Source organism: Segatella copri, from assembly GCF_949820605.1.
Taxonomy (GTDB): Bacteria; Bacteroidota; Bacteroidia; order Bacteroidales; family Bacteroidaceae; genus Prevotella.
The window spans coordinates 901,713-919,659 of the sequence record NZ_CATKVU010000006.1; the positions used below are offsets into that span (position 1 = coordinate 901,713).

At 46.5% G+C, this 17,947-nt stretch carries 17 protein-coding genes; 7 read left to right on the forward strand and 10 right to left on the reverse strand.

Annotated elements, in window-relative coordinates; translation table 11 throughout:
• Positions 1–144 precede the first annotated feature (144 nt).
• Both RCO84_RS04765 and RCO84_RS04770 read left to right on the forward strand, forming a co-directional pair.
• The gene (locus tag RCO84_RS04765; protein WP_317584132.1) at positions 145–1,134 is read left to right on the forward strand and encodes an alpha/beta hydrolase; all 990 of its coding nucleotides are present in this window, start codon (positions 145–147) and stop codon (positions 1,132–1,134) included.
• Between the two features lie 70 nt (positions 1,135–1,204).
• The gene (locus RCO84_RS04770; RefSeq protein WP_144154859.1) at positions 1,205–1,603 is read left to right on the forward strand and encodes an FKBP-type peptidyl-prolyl cis-trans isomerase; all 399 of its coding nucleotides are present in this window, start codon (positions 1,205–1,207) and stop codon (positions 1,601–1,603) included.
• 121 nt (positions 1,604–1,724) lie between these two features.
• On the opposite strand, the gene RCO84_RS04775 is transcribed toward RCO84_RS04770, so the two are convergent.
• The 3 genes from RCO84_RS04775 to RCO84_RS04785 all read right to left on the reverse strand — a co-directional run bounded on the left by RCO84_RS04775 (position 1,725) and on the right by RCO84_RS04785 (position 5,557).
• Complete coding sequence (locus RCO84_RS04775; RefSeq protein ID WP_317584135.1) at positions 1,725–2,627, reverse strand: Ppx/GppA phosphatase family protein; 903 nt, start codon at positions 2,625–2,627, stop codon at positions 1,725–1,727.
• 76 nt (positions 2,628–2,703) lie between these two features.
• The gene (locus RCO84_RS04780) at positions 2,704–4,749 is read right to left on the reverse strand and encodes an RNA degradosome polyphosphate kinase (RefSeq protein WP_317584136.1); all 2,046 of its coding nucleotides are present in this window, start codon (positions 4,747–4,749) and stop codon (positions 2,704–2,706) included.
• 118 nt (positions 4,750–4,867) lie between these two features.
• Positions 4,868–5,557, reverse strand: a complete 690-nt coding sequence (locus tag RCO84_RS04785) for a leucine-rich repeat domain-containing protein (RefSeq protein WP_317584137.1) — start codon at positions 5,555–5,557, stop codon at positions 4,868–4,870.
• A gap of 314 nt (positions 5,558–5,871) precedes the next feature.
• On the opposite strand from RCO84_RS04785, the gene RCO84_RS04790 reads away from it, so the two are divergent.
• Positions 5,872–6,933 carry a porin gene (locus tag RCO84_RS04790; protein WP_287839348.1) on the forward strand — a complete coding sequence of 354 codons (1,062 nt, stop codon included), beginning with the start codon at positions 5,872–5,874 and terminating at the stop codon, positions 6,931–6,933.
• A 76-nt stretch (positions 6,934–7,009) separates the two neighbouring features.
• Here the strand turns inward: RCO84_RS04790 and hisB are convergent, their stop codons facing one another.
• Genes hisB through RCO84_RS04805 form a run of 3 tightly spaced genes read right to left on the reverse strand, consistent with a single transcriptional unit; the run spans position 7,010 to position 9,595 of the window.
• Positions 7,010–8,086, reverse strand: a complete 1,077-nt coding sequence (gene hisB / locus RCO84_RS04795) for a bifunctional histidinol-phosphatase/imidazoleglycerol-phosphate dehydratase HisB (RefSeq protein WP_317584140.1) — start codon at positions 8,084–8,086, stop codon at positions 7,010–7,012.
• 26 nt (positions 8,087–8,112) lie between these two features.
• Positions 8,113–8,790: a hypothetical protein gene (locus tag RCO84_RS04800; protein ID WP_287618116.1), complete on the reverse strand. Its 678-nt coding sequence runs from the start codon at positions 8,788–8,790 to the stop codon at positions 8,113–8,115.
• Between the two features lie 55 nt (positions 8,791–8,845).
• A complete protein-coding gene (locus tag RCO84_RS04805) occupies positions 8,846–9,595 on the reverse strand; it encodes an RNA methyltransferase (protein ID WP_317584143.1) in 750 nt (249 codons plus the stop codon).
• Between the two features lie 124 nt (positions 9,596–9,719).
• Between RCO84_RS04805 and tamL the strand changes: the two genes are divergently transcribed.
• On the forward strand, positions 9,720–11,900 hold the full coding sequence (gene tamL, locus RCO84_RS04810; protein WP_445081693.1) for a translocation and assembly module lipoprotein TamL: 2,181 nt from the start codon (positions 9,720–9,722) through the stop codon (positions 11,898–11,900).
• A gap of 101 nt (positions 11,901–12,001) precedes the next feature.
• On the opposite strand, the gene RCO84_RS04815 is transcribed toward tamL, so the two are convergent.
• Positions 12,002–12,457: a hypothetical protein gene (locus tag RCO84_RS04815; RefSeq protein WP_287796821.1), complete on the reverse strand. Its 456-nt coding sequence runs from the start codon at positions 12,455–12,457 to the stop codon at positions 12,002–12,004.
• Positions 12,458–12,570: 113 nt separating this feature from the next.
• Between RCO84_RS04815 and RCO84_RS04820 the strand changes: the two genes are divergently transcribed.
• Positions 12,571–13,374 carry an MBL fold metallo-hydrolase gene (locus tag RCO84_RS04820; protein ID WP_317584144.1) on the forward strand — a complete coding sequence of 268 codons (804 nt, stop codon included), beginning with the start codon at positions 12,571–12,573 and terminating at the stop codon, positions 13,372–13,374.
• A gap of 63 nt (positions 13,375–13,437) precedes the next feature.
• Here RCO84_RS04820 and RCO84_RS04825 read toward each other — a convergent pair whose 3' ends face one another.
• Positions 13,438–13,806: a DMT family protein gene (locus RCO84_RS04825; protein WP_040553814.1), complete on the reverse strand. Its 369-nt coding sequence runs from the start codon at positions 13,804–13,806 to the stop codon at positions 13,438–13,440.
• A 471-nt stretch (positions 13,807–14,277) separates the two neighbouring features.
• On the opposite strand from RCO84_RS04825, the gene RCO84_RS04830 reads away from it, so the two are divergent.
• Positions 14,278–14,466 (forward strand): hypothetical protein, encoded by a 189-nt coding sequence (locus tag RCO84_RS04830; protein WP_317584146.1) that lies wholly within the window; start codon positions 14,278–14,280, stop codon positions 14,464–14,466.
• Between the two features lie 15 nt (positions 14,467–14,481).
• Here the strand turns inward: RCO84_RS04830 and RCO84_RS04835 are convergent, their stop codons facing one another.
• Together RCO84_RS04835 and RCO84_RS04840 are read right to left on the reverse strand one after the other, a co-directional pair.
• Positions 14,482–14,907 carry a putative toxin-antitoxin system toxin component, PIN family gene (locus tag RCO84_RS04835; protein WP_144151563.1) on the reverse strand — a complete coding sequence of 142 codons (426 nt, stop codon included), beginning with the start codon at positions 14,905–14,907 and terminating at the stop codon, positions 14,482–14,484.
• 7 nt (positions 14,908–14,914) lie between these two features.
• Positions 14,915–15,139, reverse strand: coding sequence for a dephospho-CoA kinase (locus RCO84_RS04840; RefSeq protein ID WP_117727701.1), 225 nt, complete (start codon positions 15,137–15,139; stop codon positions 14,915–14,917).
• Between the two features lie 184 nt (positions 15,140–15,323).
• On the opposite strand from RCO84_RS04840, the gene RCO84_RS04845 reads away from it, so the two are divergent.
• A complete protein-coding gene (locus RCO84_RS04845) occupies positions 15,324–17,837 on the forward strand; it encodes a DEAD/DEAH box helicase family protein (protein WP_317584148.1) in 2,514 nt (837 codons plus the stop codon).
• Positions 17,838–17,947: the final 110 nt, after the last annotated feature.

The window sequence follows — 17,947 nt, forward strand, 5'->3', positions numbered from 1 at the left end:
TTTGTTAACACTATTTTTAGCAATTCGCCCTATGCTTCAATTTAACAGGAATTTTTCCTCTGTTTCTTTGTCATTTCCATCTTTTTCCTTAATTTTGCAGCGGAAACTCTATAATAGATATTTTTAATAGCAATAAGAATGAAGATGAAACAGAAAAAGATGAGAAAGATAGGCATCGCTTCGGCTCTGGGCCTGGTGGTGCTCGTGATGCTGGGACTGTATGGTGCCAGCAACTATATGCTCAATTATTCGCTCAACTATCCGAAGGAGGAGAGAATGACGGCTGAGCATTGGAAGAACAGAATGAAGAACGAGTGCCCCTGGATGGTTGGCTGGATGGACTCCGTGTATCAGCACCATTGCGTGAAGGATACCTTTGTCACGATGCCATCGGGTTACAAGGCACATGCCATCTATCTCTATGCACCGAAGACTACGGAAAAAACTGCCGTGGTGGTGCATGGCTATCAGGTGCGCTCCGAGGGAATGCTGCACATTGCCTATCTCTATAATCACGATATGGGGTATAATGTGCTCCTGCCAGATCTGTATGGACACGGAGAGAGCGAGGGCGACCATATCCAGATGGGATGGAAGGATAGATGGGATGTCATCAGATGGTCGGAAATCGCCAATGAGATTTTTAAAGTGAAGAGTGAAGAACGAAGAGTGAAGAATACCCGTCAGGTGATTCATGGCATTTCGATGGGTGCGGCAACCACGATGGCAGTATCGGGAGAGAAGACTCCCGATTACGTGAAGTGCTTTGTGGAGGACTGCGGCTATACCAGCGTATGGGATGAGTTTTCCGCTCAGCTCAAAGACCAGTTTGGCTTGCCTGCCTTCCCGCTGATGAATACCACTTCTGCCCTTTGCCAGTATCGCTACGGCTGGTCGTTTGCCGAGGCTCAGCAGATAGAGCAGGTTCGCAAGAGCACCAAACCGATGCTCTTTATCCATGGCGATAAGGATGCCTTCGTGCCCTACGCCATGCTTCATCCGCTTTATGAGGCGAAGACGAAGGGCCGAAAAGCCATCTTCATCGCCAAAGGCTCCGTTCATGCTATGGCATATCGCGACCATCACGAGGCATACACCCGCATCGTAAGAGACTTTGTTTCGAAAGAGGAATAGGCTATTCTCCGATATGCTGTCTTGTAACTTTGCGCAAAAATCATAGTATATCAAGAATCCAAATAGATTTATGGCAAAAAGAGAATATGTTGAGGCCAACAAGCGTTGGCTGGAGGAAAAGGCAAAGGAGGAGGGCGTTATGGCGCTGCCTCGTGGTATATATTATAAGGTGTTGAAGCAGGGCGACCCGAAGGGAGTACAGCCTAGCCGACGCAGCATCGTGACGGCCCATTACACCGGTTGGACCATCAACGGCAAGAAGTTTGATTCCAGCCGTGGCGGTACGCCGTTCGCCATGCGATTGAGCGACCTGATTGATGGCTGGATTGTTGCCATGCAGCAGATGCACGTGGGCGACCAGTGGGAACTTTACATCCCTGCCGAGATGGGCTACGGCAAGTTCTCGCAGCCGGGCATCCCTGGCGGTTCTACCCTGATATTCGAAGTAGAACTGCTGGGTGTTGGATAACCCGGATACTTGAAATTATAAAGATCATTAAGATAAATCCGAATTATAAAAAAGTTGATCCGAAACAGCGGCTATTGCTAGCCATCTGTCTCGGATCTTTTTTATTTGTGGATGAAGTGGATTATTCTTCTGTTTTTGCCATCATCTTCTCATAGAGTCCATCCACGATGGAGTCGGCGAGCGAGATGTTTGGCACCATGATGTTTTCGCACTTCAGATATTCGCATGCCTTGATGAAGATCTCAGCGGCAGGAATGATGACGTCGGCACGGTCTTCCTTCAGAGAGAAGGAAATCTCGCGCTCCTCGATGCTCAGGGGCTGCATCATCGAGTAGAGACGCTTCAGTTCGGCAAGCGTCAGGTTTTTGGAGTCCTGCTTGCTGTGGCGTGCCAGCTTGTTCAACTTGTTGATGTTTCCACCCGAACCGATGATCCTGATGTCGCCGTATTGCTCGGCATATCTCGTCAGGTTCTCCTTGAAGAGACTTTCGGTTTCGGCAGTCACCTTGCCGCTTAGCATTCTCAGGGTACCCATGTTGTAGGAATAGCTCTCGGCGAGCACACCGTCGTGGATGATGCTCACCTCCGTGGAACCACCGCCCACATCGATGTAGGCAAAGCTGCCCTCGTTGGAGTCTGTTTTCTCTACCAGGTTGTTGTAGAGGAGTTGTGCCTCCTCCTGACCCTTGATGATTTCGAGTTTGATGCCGGTTTGCTTCTCTATCTTCTTGAGCACCTTCTTGCCGTTCTCGGCATCGCGCATGGCCGATGTGGCACAGGCGCGAAAAGCCTCTACGTCATTGAGTTTCATGAATTGCTTGAAGCCCTTCATCATGTGGAGCATCATCTTCTCACGCTCCTTGGAAACCTTTCCCAGGGTGAAAACATCCTTACCCAATCGCAGTGGGATGCGGATGAACATGAGTTTCTTGATGCGGTCTTCCTCTCGGATAGCCTCGGGTTCGAAGCGCTTGATGAGGAGTCGGGCTCCGTTGGAGCCGATATCAATGGATGCTAAATTCATTGCTGACATGCTGTTCTTTTTATATAAAGATTTGCTGTTCTTCATCTGTAAAAACCGCAATCTTGTTATACATATACTATTCGTTTACTTCTTGCTCTTCGCTGTAGGCTTTATAAAGTTCTTCCTGACTGCGGAATGGCTCGCCTTTCACAAACTCGTTGCCGCCCTTGCCATCTACCACTCTGCCGTTCATGGTATCTCTCATACCATAGGAGATGGTACGGAGCAGGTCTGCCTGCATATCCTCGTCATATACCGGGGTGAGAACCTCGATGCGGTTGATGAGGTTTCTAGGCATCCAGTCGGCAGAACCGATGAAGTACCTTGGCTTGCCTCCGTTGGCAAAGATGAGGATACGGCTGTGCTCCAGATAGCGGTCGATGATGCCCACGCAGCGGATGTTGTCGCTGAGCTTGGCGATGCCTGGTACCAATGAACAGTTGCCGCGGATCACGATGTCTATCTTCACGCCAGCCTTCGATGCCTGATAGAGCTTGGTTACCATATCGGTATCGGTGATGTGGTTGATCTTCATCTTCACCCAAGCCTCCTTGCCCTCGTTGGCATTCTTGATTTCGGCATCGAGCATGCGCAGGATGCGGCTCTTCATGGAGTTTGGAGATACGAGGAGCTCGTTGAAGCGGAATGGTGAGAATGGACGGTCGATGAAATCGAATACCTTAGCCACCTCGTTTACCAGTTTAGGACGGGCGGTCATCATCAGATAGTCGGTATAGATCTTGGCATTGCCTTCGTGGAAGTTTCCGGTTCCCACGCAGGCGATGTTGCCCTTCTTTGATTCGATATAGAGCAGTTTGGAGTGAATCTTCAGTCCTTCTACACCGAAGATTACGTTTACGCCTTCTTCCTGCATGCGCTTGCTCCACTTGATGTTGCTCTCCTCGTCGAAACGTGCCAGAAGTTCTACTACGGCTGTTACCTTCTTGCCGTTGCGGGCAGCGGTGATGAGCGCCTTTACTACCTTTGAATCCTTTGCCAGACGATAGAGGGTGGTCTTGATTGCCTTTACCTCTGGCTTGGTAGCAGCCTCTCGGAGCACACGGATGTAGCCGTTGAAGCTATGGTAGGGTACGTGGATGAAGCGGTCTTTCTCACGAATCTGGTCGAGGATGCTCTCGTTGGAAAGGAACTCCGGCTTCATGATAGGAGCCCACTTCTCGTACTTCAGTTCCTTGTGGCCGCAATCAGGGAACGACATCAGATCCTTGTGGTTCTGGTATCTACCGCCAGCCAATGAAGCATCCAACTCCTTGGTGTTCAGTCGCTCACGCAACTTCTTCTGGAGTTCCTTCGGCATCTCCTGGTCGTAGATTACGCGCACGGCTTCACCCTTCTTACGGCTGTTTACACCCAGTGCAATCTTCTCCATGGTTCCGAAGTCGGCATCATTGTCCATCTCCATTTCGGCATCCTTGGTAAACTTGAAACTGAAGGCACGATAGGTGCTCTTCTTGAAACCGAGGAATACCAGAGGCAGACAGTATCTGATTACATCATCGAGATACATGATGTTGTCGAAACCATCGCTTGCCGGTACCTTCACCCAGCGTCCATAGACTCTATCCGGTACCTTTACTACGGCGTATTTCTTCTTCTTGTCATCCTCGGCCTTTTCTACGGCAAGGTAAATGCGGTTGTCCTCCAGGGTAGAGAGGTCGTCTATCTCGTTGAGCCAGATAGGGTTGACAGAACCATTGAGCTCGTCGTAGAAGAACTGCGTAAGGAATTCCTTCTGCTCGTCGTTGAGCTGATCTTCGTTGAGCAGGCGAACCTTGTGTACTTCAAGCTCTCGGAAAACCGTATCCACCGCCTCAGTGTATTCTTTCGAATAAGATTCATTGAGTTTATTTATTGTTTTAAGTGATTTCTTAATTTGCTGTTCGGTATCCTTGTCGAGCTTCTGGTCGAGCATGCGGTTGAGTGATGCTACGCGGACACGGAAGAACTCGTCAAGGTTATTGGAATAAATACCGAGGAAAGAGAGACGTTCCAACAATGGTACGTACTCTTTCTCTGCTTCCTGCAGAATGCGATGGTTGAAGTACATCCAACTGATATCGCGTTCTACGTATGCCTTTTTTAGTAATTCTTCTTTGGTCATAGTCGTTTGCTAATTATAGAGTTACTTAACTTTCTAATGTCTTTCCATACGCCCTGGAGTAGGGGTTTGGGGGTTTTCAGTCCGTTCTTGAACCACATTCGAAAGTTTGTGGGTTATTTTATTTTTGTAGACTCTTTCTTATTCTTTTTTCAACTTTCTTTTCTGGAGCAGTTTCCTTCTTCTCTAAGTCAGCTTTCTTTTCAGAAACTTTCTCGTCCTTCTTGTTCTTAGAAGGTTCTTTAGAGTCTTTGCCTGGTACTTCCAGAATGAGGAAATCAGTATCTCCGTCGATAAAGTGAAGCTCTTTACGGAAGAACTTGCTGCTGCCGGCAGGAACGATGATGTCGTGCAACAGGTCGCAGTCATCGAAAGTATGACGGCTCAACTTTTCTGGAGTTCCTGCGAAAGTAATCTTCTTCAGTTTGTCGCATTCAGCGAAAGCGTATGCTCTGATAGCTTTCACGCTGGCAGGTACATAAATGTTATCCAATTCATCACAATCATAGAATGCATCATGTTCAATCTCCTTCACTGTACTAGGGATGATGACATGAGCCAATTGTTTCTTGCCACGGAAAGCCATCTCTCCGATAATCTCTACTCCCTCAGGAATCGTAAAACTGGCATCATGGTTCATGTAGTAAACCAAGCGCTTCTTGTCGGCGGTATAGACTGCCTCGCCGTCAAACTCAAAGTTATCGCTGTCAATCTTCTGTAAGGCGAGGTTGAGAACCAAGTTTTCAAACTTACCGTCTTTCTTGGATTTCTTCTTAAGAATATCCAAAATCGCTTTTTTATTTTCCTTCATAAATCAAATATGTTAATTTGTATTTCTTTTCGGTTGCAAAGGTACGGCGATATTTTTAAACTTGAGCGAAAAGATGATTACATGTTTATGACGATGATGTTACAACGATATTACGGGCGTTGCAATCATATTACACGCTTTGTAAACAGACAATGTAATACATTTGTAACACTTATGTTTTGTGAAAGAAACATTTTCTCCTTATCTTTGCAGCCGAAAAGAAATAGAATGGCATCTTGTTGAATTTCAATTCATAACGGGATTGCTTTCTTGTTGTTAACAATCAATTATGCTATATATATAATAAGGTAAAAATGAAGAAGAAAACGTATCTGTTGATGACGCTCGCTATGGTGTCGATGGGAATGAATGCCCAAAACTCAGAAAAGAGTTCTCTTGGAAACGATGCGCCTGAATTCGTAAAGACTATGAAGATAGGTGGAACCATCCGTTCTAAGTATGAATACCAAACCGAAGAAGGGGAGGGACGATTTGAGGTGCGTACGGCCCGTATCAATGTAGCAGGAAATGTAACAAAGGAGGTTAGTTATAAGGCTGAGATTGATCTCTGTGATGAGGGTAAGATTAAGATGCTCGACGCTTATACCCGCATCAAGCCTTGGAAAACACTGCAGCTTACCATCGGTCAGGAACGCGTGCCATTCACTATTGATGCTCACCGTTCTCCTCATCAGCAGTACTTCGCCAATCGCTCGTTCATCGCCAAGCAGGTGGGCAACGTGCGCGATGTGGGTGCCGAAATCGGATACACCTGGAATATAGGTTTCCCAATCGTGGTGAATGCCGGTATCTTCAATGGTTCGGGCTTGACAAACCAGAAGGATTACTGGACCAAGGGCATCAACTATTCTGCCAAGGCTCAGTTCCTCTTTCCGAATGTGAATCTGGTGTTGAGTACCCAGAAGATCAAGCCATCTGATGTTACGGTAACGATGTATGATGGCGGTATCACCTTTCACAAGGGTGGTTTCATTGCTGAGGCTGAGTATCTTTACAAGCATTACAGCAAGGATGCCTTTCACGATGTTCATGCATTCGATGGTTTCGTATGCTATGATATTCCGGTGGCTAATCCTAAGAGCCTCATCAGGAAGGTTTCTCCTTTGGCAAGATATGATTTCATGAGCGACCACAGTGATGGTACAAGATATGGCGGTTCTGATACAGAACTGGGTGCATTGAAGATCAATGATTATAAGCGCCATCGTGTTACGGGCGGTGTAACCCTGAGCCTTGCCAAGCCATTCATCTCTGATATCCGTATCAACTACGAGAAATATTTTTATCGTAAAGGTGGTATAGCTAAAGTTTCAGAAAAAGATAAGATTGTTGTGGAGTTCATGACAAAGTTCTAATAATAGTTTATAGTTAAGAGTTTATAGTTTATAGCAACAGTCATCTATAAACTATAAACTCTTAACTATAAACTCCTTACAGCATTCCCTTTGAACTAGGAAGTTCGAAGTGGTAGATGTCTCTCTTTACCGCCATTTTCAGCGAACGGGCAAGTGCCTTGAAGATGCCTTCTATCTTATGATGTTCGTTCTCGCCCTCAGCCTTGATGTTGAGGTTCATCTTTGCCGCATCACTCAGACTCTTGAAGAAATGCTTGAACATCTCAGTTGGCATTTCGCCTACCTTCTCTCTGTGGAACTCTGCATCCCAGATCAGCCATGGGCGGCCACCGAAGTCCAATGCTACCTGACAGAGACAGTCGTCCATCGGCAGACTATAACCGTATCTTTCTATTCCGCGCTTATCACCTAAAGCCTGCAGCAAGCATTCGCCCAGTGCAATACCCGTATCCTCAATGGTATGATGCTCATCCACATAGAGGTCGCCCTTGGTATGGATGGTGAGATCCATCATGCCGTGCTTGCCTATCTGTTCCAGCATGTGGTCGAAGAAACCGAGACCGGTAGAAATGTCGCATTTTCCTGAACCATCGAGATTTACCTTGATGTAGATATCCGTTTCCTTGGTGGTGCGCTTCACCTCTGCGATGCGGTCGCCGGCAAAGAGAATCTCAGCGATCTTATCCCAGTCCATGCCGTCTTTTCCGAGAATCAGACTCTTGCAACCCAGGTTTTCTGCAAGATGGGCATCGGTTTCACGGTCGCCGATTACATAACTGTTTGCCATATCGTAGGCAGGGTTATTGATGTATTCGGTCAGCATGCCTGTTCCTGGCTTGCGCATCGGGGAGTTATCCTCAGGGAAGTGACGGTCGATGTGCTGCTTGGCGAAGTGGATGCCCTCGCTCTCCAGGGTCTGGATGATGAAGTTGTGGACTGGCCAGAAGATGTCCTCAGGGAAGGAGTCGGTGCCCAAGCCGTCCTGGTTACTCACCATCACCAGTTCGTAGTCGGTGTGCTGGGCAATGAAGGCGAGATTGCGGAACACGCCCTTGGTGAATACCAGCTTCTCGAAGCTGTCAATCTGTTCGTCCTCTGGTTCCTGAATCAGAGTTCCATCACGGTCGATGAAGAGTAATCTTGTCTGTTTCATGTCTCTTATATATTATGTTAATACGATTAATATTTTTCTATCTCTGTAGTTGCCATTTTCTGGCTTTCCTTCATTCTCTGTTTCTCTTCGTCTTGCACCTTGTAAGAGCCGAATTGATAGGCAAGTGAAATGCCGAGCCAGCTCAGGGCATAGATGATGAGCAGGAAGGTGATGGTGAACACCAGGAAGAGGAGTGGGGTGAAATACCCCGGCACACCGAGCGGGTCGCCATCAAGCGCACCGAGCTGTGAATAGAACTGTGCGATGATGAGGATGATGGAAGGCAAGGCTGCGATAAAGGTAGCGATGCCTACGATAATCATGCCGAGAAAACTGGTCAGAAAGAAACCACCGAAGTGGCGGAGAATGCTGAGGAGGGATTTCCCTATCTTGCGCTTTTCGCCCTTAGGACACAGTTGCTTTCTTGGCAGAAGATGCCAGAATGATACGATAGCCATCACGATAGTGGCTCCGTAAATGATGGTTTGCAGGATGAACGAAGCCATCGGATTCACAGCTCCCCAATCGTGAAGCGGTTTGTTGGGGAGGAGGAAATAGAGTACGATAGCCAGCAATACAGCAAATGGAACATGGGTAGTCCATGTCTGTTTTACGAGTGATCTGAAGTCACTTGTTATGGTATCGTATGATGCTCTCATGCAGGCAGTTATACTGCGGTGCTTAAATAATTCATTTACTTCCATAACTATCTTGTTTTAATTTCTAATTATCGCTTTTGTATTTTTTACCTTTTTACCTTTAAAAGTTTCTTCTGAATTCTGAGCAGGTAATGGCGGTAGCGATAGCTACATTCAGACTGTCGGCGGTAGCTCTACCTTCCGGAAAGTTAGGGATGAGCAGCTTGTGGTTCACCTTCTTTGCCAGTTCTGGCGAGATGCCTTTTCCTTCGTTTCCCATCACGATGAGTCCACGGTTTTCTAGCTTTTGCTGATAGATGTTGTCGCCATCGAGCAGGGTGCCGTAAACGGGAACGTCGACAGGAAGTGATTCTACCAGTCCCAGCAGGTCGCCGTATTCAACCTTCACTCTTGCTATGCTGCCCATCGTAGCCTGCACCACCTTCGGATTGTATACGTCGGCAGTATCCTGACTGCAGTAGATATGGGTGATGCCAAACCAGTCGGCGATGCGGATGATGGTGCCCAGGTTGCCTGGGTCCTGAACGCCGTCGAGCGCCAGACTCAGTTCGCTGGTATTAATAGAGTAATCTCCTGATGTTGCCTGTCTGAATACGGCAAGCACCTGCTGCGGATGTTGCAGGAAACTTACCTTCTTCAGTTCTTCATCAGTAACCTCTATCACTTCGGTTGCAGCCCCGAAGTGTTTGCCCCGGAGCCATTCGCCGGTAGCCACAATCAGGTCGGCAGGTTGCAGAGCGAGCAGATCGTCTACCACCTTGAAACCTTCTGCCACGAACTTTCCTTCTTTATTTCTGTTCTTCTTCAGTTCGAGCGAACGTATGTACTTTATTTTATTCTTGCTAATCATTTATTTTTTGTCTATATGTGTGCAAAGGTAACATAAAATATAGACATTTCAAAATAAAAAGTGCTAAATATTTTGTATTTAATTTGTTTTGCATTATCTTTGCATATCAAAAACGATAGATATTTTGAAAAAAGAAACGATTTCATTACTTGCCTTGCCGCTGCTCATAGCATCTTGTTCTTCAAGCAAAATGGTGCCGGAAGGGGAGTATATATTAAATAAGGTGGAAGTGAAGAGCGACTCGGCAGGGTATAATGCCGGGGCGCTCAAGCAGTATGTGCGCCAGAAAGAGAAGCCGAAACTCTTCTCGCTCTTCAAGAATCCTTTCAGCAAGAAGCCTGTCATCTACGATACTTTGCAGGCGCGGCTCTCCTGTCAGGATCTGCTTACCGCCATGCAGAACCAGGGCTTCATGCATGCCGGGGTGTCGCTCTATACCACCAAGAAAGGAAAGAAACTGGATGCTACCTATCTGTTGCATCCCGGAGAACCTTTTGTGATAGGTAAGGTGAAATATGAAGTGGAAGATGAACATATCCAGCAACTTCTGCATCTCGATAACCCCGATAATCAGCAGATTAAGCCGGGTATGAGATTTACGGTAGAAACATTGGATAATGAGCGCAGGCGCATCTCCAGCCTTCTGACCAATGATGGCTATTTCCGCTTTCATAAAGATTTTATCCAGTTTTCTGCAGATACGATTGCGGGACAGAAGGATATCGCCCTGACGCTCCACCTGATGAAGTATAAGGCAAACAGTAATGCTCCTGAGGTTGATCATACCCGATATGAAATCAGAAACATCAACTATCTGAGTAATGACAGCGACCGAATCCATCTGCGCCATCAGGTTTTGCTCAATGCCACTGCCCTCAGCGAAGGTCGTCCCTACAGTGCCGCCGCCTTGCAGCGCACCTATAACAACTTTGCCCGTCTGCAGGCGGTGAAGTATACCAACATCAGTTTCTCTGAAGTTCCTGACAGCAATCAGGTTACGGAGAACGGAATGGAGAGGGACAGCATCAGCCGGCAGATGGATTGTAATATCCAGATCAGTACCAACAAGCCTTCTACCATCGCCTTCCAGCCGGAGGGAACCAATACGGCGGGCGACTTGGGAGCTGCTGCATCGCTCACTTATACCAACCGAAATCTCTTCAGAGGTAGTGAGCAGCTGAGCATCGAACTTCGTGGAGCTTACGAGGCTATTACCGGTCTGGAGGGGTATCAGGACCAGAACTATACTGAATATTCGGTTGAAGGCAAACTGGTTTTCCCTCGTTTCGTGGCGCCTTTCCTTTCAAGAAATTTCAGAAGAAGACAGACGGCAAACAGCGAGTTGTCGGCAAGTTGGAATCTTCAGAACCGTCCGGAGTTTCATCGCCGCGTATTCTCTACTGCCTGGCGTTATCGCTGGACAGAACCGCGTCATCATCTGGCCTGGCGTTTCGACCTGCTCGATCTTAACTATGTATATATGCCATGGATATCCGAGACATTCAAGAGAGACTATCTCGATAATGCAGAAAACAGAAATGCCATCCTCCGCTACAATTACGAAGACCTGTTTATCATGAAGATGGGTTTCGGTTTGAGTTATAGCGATGGGGTAGATGCTGTGCGAATGAATGTAGAGAGTTCGGGCAATCTGCTGAGCGGTGTTTCCAAGGCATTCGGTTTCAAGGTGAACAGCCAGGGGCAGCGTACATTATTTAATATAGCTTATGCCCAGTATGCCAAGTTTGATGTAGATTATACCCATCTGATGCAGTTTGATAAGCGCAATGCTCTGGCGCTACATGCGGGTATCGGTGTGGCTTATCCTTACGGCAACAGTACGGTGTTGCCTTTCGAAAAGCGTTATTTCTCGGGTGGTGCCAACTCGGTAAGAGGTTGGGGCGTTAGAGAATTAGGTCCGGGCAAGTTTAAGGGAACTGACGGCAGAATAGATTTCATCAACCAGACGGGTGATGTGAAGCTCGACTTGAATGCAGAATACCGCACTTCGCTCTTCTGGAAGTTTGAGGGTGCAGCGTTTATCGATGCCGGTAATATCTGGACACTTCGCAATTATGAGGATCAGCCTGGCGGCCAGTTCAAGATAGATGAATTCTACAAACAGATAGCTGTAGCCTATGGCTTAGGTCTCAGGTTGAATTTCGATTACTTCATCCTCCGTCTGGATATGGGTATGAAGGCGATCAATCCAGCCTACGGAACGAAGGAAGAGCATTGGGCGATTATCCACCCGAAACTAGACCGCGATTTCGCCTTCCATTTCGCAGTTGGTCTGCCGTTCTAAATGCAGCTAATAGTTAATAGTTTATAGTTAACAGTTTATAGCCAGGAGTTTCTGTAGGGCATCTTTTGGATTATGATCCTCTCAGAAACTCCTTACTTTTTTCAAGGCAATTTATCCAACTTAATCTTCCAGAGCCCCTTTTCCATACACATCGGCAGTTGGAAATCGGCCTGTTCTACGAGCTGCGGATCCTGCCCGATACTGTCCATTTGCAGAAAATTATGAACAGTAAGGGTAACGGTGGCACTTGTTTCATCGTCACCGAAATCAATATCCGTAATCTCGATGCTGGCATCCTCCGGTTTCTGGCGCAGCAGTTCCACGTCGGTCTCGTTCACATTACTTGCAGCATAGCGCAGCCAGCGCTCCGATTCCTGGGTGCAATACTTCACGGCTTTCGGGAAATGCCAGTTGAAATAAGAGTTGGCAAACGAATCAACATCAGCCTTCAGCTGGTCCTCGCTGCCTTCGTGAGGTTCACAGCCCGAAAGGCTGAATATACTTGCGGTCATGCATGCCACAGCTATGCATAAACCTATCATCGACTTCTTTATCATGATTCTCAAATCTTAAAATTTCTATTTTTTTGCGATATTTCGGCACAAAGATAGTAAAAAACTTTGTAATAAGAATCTTTTTTGCTAACTTTGCATGGAAAATAACAATTAAAATGCTGAAATTTATATCCTTTGGCAGTGGAAGTAGTGGCAATTGCTATTATCTTTACACTGATACGGATTCGATACTGATAGACGTAGGAGTAGGAATAAGAATATTGAAGAAGCATTTCCATAACTATGGACTTCGCTTCGAGGATGTGCATCACGTCCTCATCACGCATGACCACGCCGACCATGTAAAGTCGGTGGGGAGTCTGAGTACTGACTATCATCTACCGGTATATACGACCCGTAAAGTACATCAAGGCATCGAGCGCAACTATTGTGTTCGAAAGAAGATAGAGCCTAACCATGCTCGTGTGATAGAGAAGAACGTAACTTTCACACTGGGCGAGTTTAAGATTACTCCGTTCGGCGTACCCCATGACAGTACCGACAATGTTGGCTATTTCGTGGAGTGCGGAGGTGTGAACTTCTGCCTCATCACCGATGTGGGCCATATTACCGAAGAGATGCACGACTTTATCGGGCGTGCCAACTATCTTGTACTCGAGGCGAACCATAGTGTAGAGATGCTCCAACAGGGTCATTATCCCCAGTATCTGAAGGATCGCATTTTGGGAGATAACGGTCATCTGAGCAACGACGATTGTGGCGAGGCGCTTGCCAATTATGCTACACCGGAGCTTCATCACGTCTGGCTCTGTCATCTCAGCGAGGAGAACAACCATCCTGAGCTGGCACGCAAAACCGTGGAGCAGATCCTGCGCAGCAAAGGCATCATAGTCGGCAAGGACTTCCAGCTGGAAGTATTGAAGCGCAAGACACCGAGCGAAATCTATAACCTGGTGTAGGGCAGGTGTAAAACTAAAAAGGTAGCCGGATAAGGAGTTATATTGGGTTTACTCCTTATCCGGCTATTTCATGAATACGAAATAAACGGCTGCAATCAGGCAGCAGAAGGCTGCGAAATGATTCCAGTGCAATCCCTGTCCCTGGAAGAGGATATTGGCGATGATGGCGAAGACGATAAGCGATACGCATTCCTGTATCACCTTGAGCTGGACCAGATTAAACGGTCCTCCATTATCCACGAAACCGATGCGGTTGGCTGGTACCTGACAGCAATATTCGAAGAAGGCGATGGCCCAACTGAAGGCGATGACACCGATAAGAGGCCAGTTGCTGCTCACGCCCGTTTGTTGCAACTTGAGGTGTCCGTACCAAGCCAGCGTCATGAAGATGTTGCTCAGCACCAATAATAATATAGTATACAATCCGTTCATAATCTTATCTTTTTTGCGAATGCAAAGGTAATATATTTTTTTTAACCCTCCAAATTTCAGGGAAGTTTCATTTCGTTTTTGTTTTGATATGGTTGTTTTTGGCAGATAAATCTCCGATGTTCTGATATTTATCTCCGAAAGATAAGTGTGCTGTTTGCGTATGGCTAGTAGGCTGTTTGGGGCGAACAGCCGACTAGCGGAATAGGGAACAGTCGGCTGTTCCTATAAGACAGTCATCTCAGATAGGGAAAGCAGATTTCCCAATCCTATTAATATGATTTATGTTTAGCATTCTGCAAAAATCTCTTCACTCTTCACCTTTCTTCCCAAATCCCCTGTGTTTATCGGCATTCTGGGAGGTGAAGAGTCATCAGCAACTCTTCACCCGCTCTTCACCACTATTCACCTGGACTCAAAATCGATAGGTAGATGTGTATCCACCTTTATGCATTGATGTGTTGAAGTATATGGGTGAAGAGTGGTGAAGAGTGGGTGAAGAGCTGCTGCGAACTCTTCACCCCTGCAATCGCCCTGTTTATCGGTATTCCGGAGGGTTTGGTGAAGAGTGAAGAGTATTTCCGTGTTTGCTTCTGCTCTTTTACATATTATCTCTCGAAATATGTGTCAATTTATCTCTCGAACTATGTGTCAATTCAATGATGAAAAGAGTTTTAATTAGTTGGCATCAAGATTTCGGTATAATCTGGCAAACTCTTCTAATCTAACTACTAGTACTCTTGGAAAATCGATGTTTTCTAAATCTTTGAAATGTTTATCATCTGATACAATGAAATCGGCATTAGCAAAGACTGCACAATCCACAAACTTATTATCATCGGGATCCTGTGTGATAAGATTCCAATGATAATGAGCATCAACTCTTTGGGTATTTGGAGCTTGAGTTATAATCTCTAATACCATAGTTGCTATTAATCGATTCGTTTTTAAACAAAGTATTTCTTCGTATTCTTCTAGAATTTCAGTTGTAAAGCAGAGACAATAGTCCCCATTCAAGAATCCTTCCCATAAGAAATAATTCTTGCTTTTCCTTGCAATTATCTGCAAGAGACAGTTGGTATCTAAGACGATGTTTCTCTGCATAGTCAGTTTATTTATAAGCCGTGCGCAAATGTTCTGACTGCATTTCCTGCAACTTTTCATTGCTCATTTCGCCAGATTCCCAAAGCTTATCCATTTCTCGCTGCAAGCGATCATTCATGAACTTAACTAATGTTCGTTTCAAGTCTGCCAAGTCCTGTTCTGACTGTAAACAAGAGATAACATTGAGCACCGCCTGTTGAGCCTGATTGAATTGTAATACTTGTGTTGCCATAATTGTAATTTTTAAACATTTCACTCTGCAAAGATACAGATAATTATTGATACTCCAAAGATTTTGAGAAGAATATTTTGATTTCGCAAGAAAAAATGGGGGATAATATAAAAAAGGTGGCGAATCTTTTTGTTATCTCTTATTTTTGCAGTATCTTTGCAAATGCAAAGCTGCACTCGGCAATTTGAAAAATGCCCGGCACGAGGATGTGGAGAGCGGACGATTTACGCAGAAGTTCCTGGTTGTGGCTCCGGGTCTGATTGTTTACGACCGTCTGCTGGATGCCTTCTGCGGCAGAAAGAAGCGCGATGAGGAATATCGTGACCCTCAGACCAACGACTACTACATGAACCTGGAGGTGTTCATCCCCGAGCGTTATCGTGACGAGGTGTTTTCGTTCATACAGAACAATGTGGTGACCAAGGAAGATGGCATCGGCAGGAAGACCACCGGCGAGGGACTGATTGCCCTGACCAACTGGCATCTGTTTGAAAATCAGATGGAAGAGAAGGAACAGGATGAGGACATGGACGATTCCAGCACGGTGACACCTTCTGAAATCATCAGCGACCTGTTGCCTATCCGTCCGGGCAAGTCGGCGGGCAACGACCTCGGCATGCTCGACCGCCGTGCCCTGGGTGGCACCGAACTGGAATATCTGGCGGGCTTAAAGGATTTGATGGTAATCAATGATGAGGCTCATCATATTCACGAAATCAAGCGTAATGGCGAAACCGAGGAGGTGGAATGGCAAAGAGGCCTGAATGCCATCAGTGCCACCAAGGGTACAAAATTCATACAGGTGGACTTCTCTGCTACTCCTTTTGATACGAAGGGTGCCGGAGAGAAGCAGGTGAAACTCTTCTTCCCTCATATCATTGTTGACTTCGACTTGCCTATGGCGATGAAGCAGGGACTGGTGAAACTGTTGCTGCTCGACCGCCGCCAGGAACTCACCGACCTGGAGAACCTGGATTACAACGCCGAGCGTGATGAGCAGGGAAAGGTAGTAGGGCTGAGCGAAGGTCAGCGCATGATGCTCCGTGCCGGATTGACCAAGCTGAACAAACTGGAAGAAGAATTTCTGAAGAATGATGCGTCTAAGAACCCGAAGATGCTCATCGTCTGCCAGGACACCACGGTATCTCCTTTTGTAGAAGAGTTTCTGAAGTCGGAAGGTCTGGAAGATGAAGACATCGTTACCATCGACAGCAACAAGCAGGGCGAGGTGAAGGATGAGGAATGGCTGGAAATCAAGAAGAAGCTCTTCGATATAGATAGGTATAAGAGTCCGAAGGTGGTCATCTCGGTACTGATGCTCCGTGAGGGCTTCGACGTCAACAACATCTGTGTGCTCGTACCGCTGCGTTCTTCGCAGGCGCCAATCCTGCTAGAGCAGTTGGTGGGCAGAGGTTTGCGACTGATGTGGCGAGAGTCTGATTATATCGACATCAAGCGTGAAGACCGCCTCAGGGTGTTGAAGAACCATCAGTCTCCCCGCACCTATATTGACACCCTGTCCATCGTGGAACATCCGGCTTTCATCAAGTTTTATGATGATTTGCAGGATCAGGGCTTGGTGGCTGTGGATGAAGGCGACGTGGGTACCGGAGGTGCCACTGGAGATATTCTGACCGTAGGACTTCGTGATGATTACGAAAAGTATGATTTCCAATGGCCGGTTATTCTGCATGATTCCTTAGAAGAGTTGGAAGATGCAGAAATAGATTTAGATGATTTACAGCCATTCACGATGTATCCGCTGTCTTTGCTCCGTAAGTTCCTGGCAAAGGAGGGGGAGACCTTCGTATCGCAGGAATCTTTGACAAAGACAACCTTTGGCAAGTATAAGGTGACGGCCAATCTCTTTAATGCTAATGGATATAATGAATATCTACAGAAGTTGCTGAAGGTAGTAACGTTGCGCTTTGAGAACTGTCGCCGTCAGGGGTTCCCTACCATTCAGATCAATGGGGCTCAAACGGTGCAGGTGATGGACTGGTACATCAGGGTGAAACTTTTCGCAATACCTTTCGACCCGTTCCAGGGAAGCGACTGGAAGATATTACTGGCGAAGGATGGCATCGTGACGAAGCATATCGTAGAGCAGTTTGCAGTGGCAATCTATAAAATGCAGAACCGCCTGACTACGGTAGATGCTGAGGTGAGCCATACAGATTTCTCTTCGCTCAAAGCCATCAAGATGAGAGAGTCTTATTCCATGGAGGTACAGAAGTGCATCTATCCCCGACTAGGTTATCCATCTCATGGTGGAGGTTTGGAAAAGGCATTCATTGAGTTTCTGAATAGGGATGCCGAGGTAGAAAGATTTCTGAAGATTAATGAGAGTGGCCATTCCTTCGCCATCATCTTCTATGTAAGGAAGGATGGCTTGATGGCAACGTATCATCCAGATTTCATCGTGGCTACAGCTGATAAAGTTTATCTGATAGAAACCAAGGGCGACGATAAGGTAGATGACGTGAACGTGCGTCAGAAACAGACGGCAACCATCGAGTGGATAAAGAAAATCAACGCGTTGGAGTCTAAGGATAGAATGAACCGCACCTGGGAGTATGTTTTAATAGGCGAGAGCGTGTTCTACTCGTTGAGTGGAAGTGGCGCTACGATTACTGATATCTGCAACCAGTGTAAGGTATCGTATTCTGTGGCAACAGGTAATCTGTTTGATATGTAAGAGTATTTGCTGTAATAATGATAAAGAAAGCCAGCTTTTTCGCAAGAGGAGGCTGGCTTTGTTGTTCTTTGCGTGGAAAGATTATCCGCATAATCCATTAAATTTCAGCG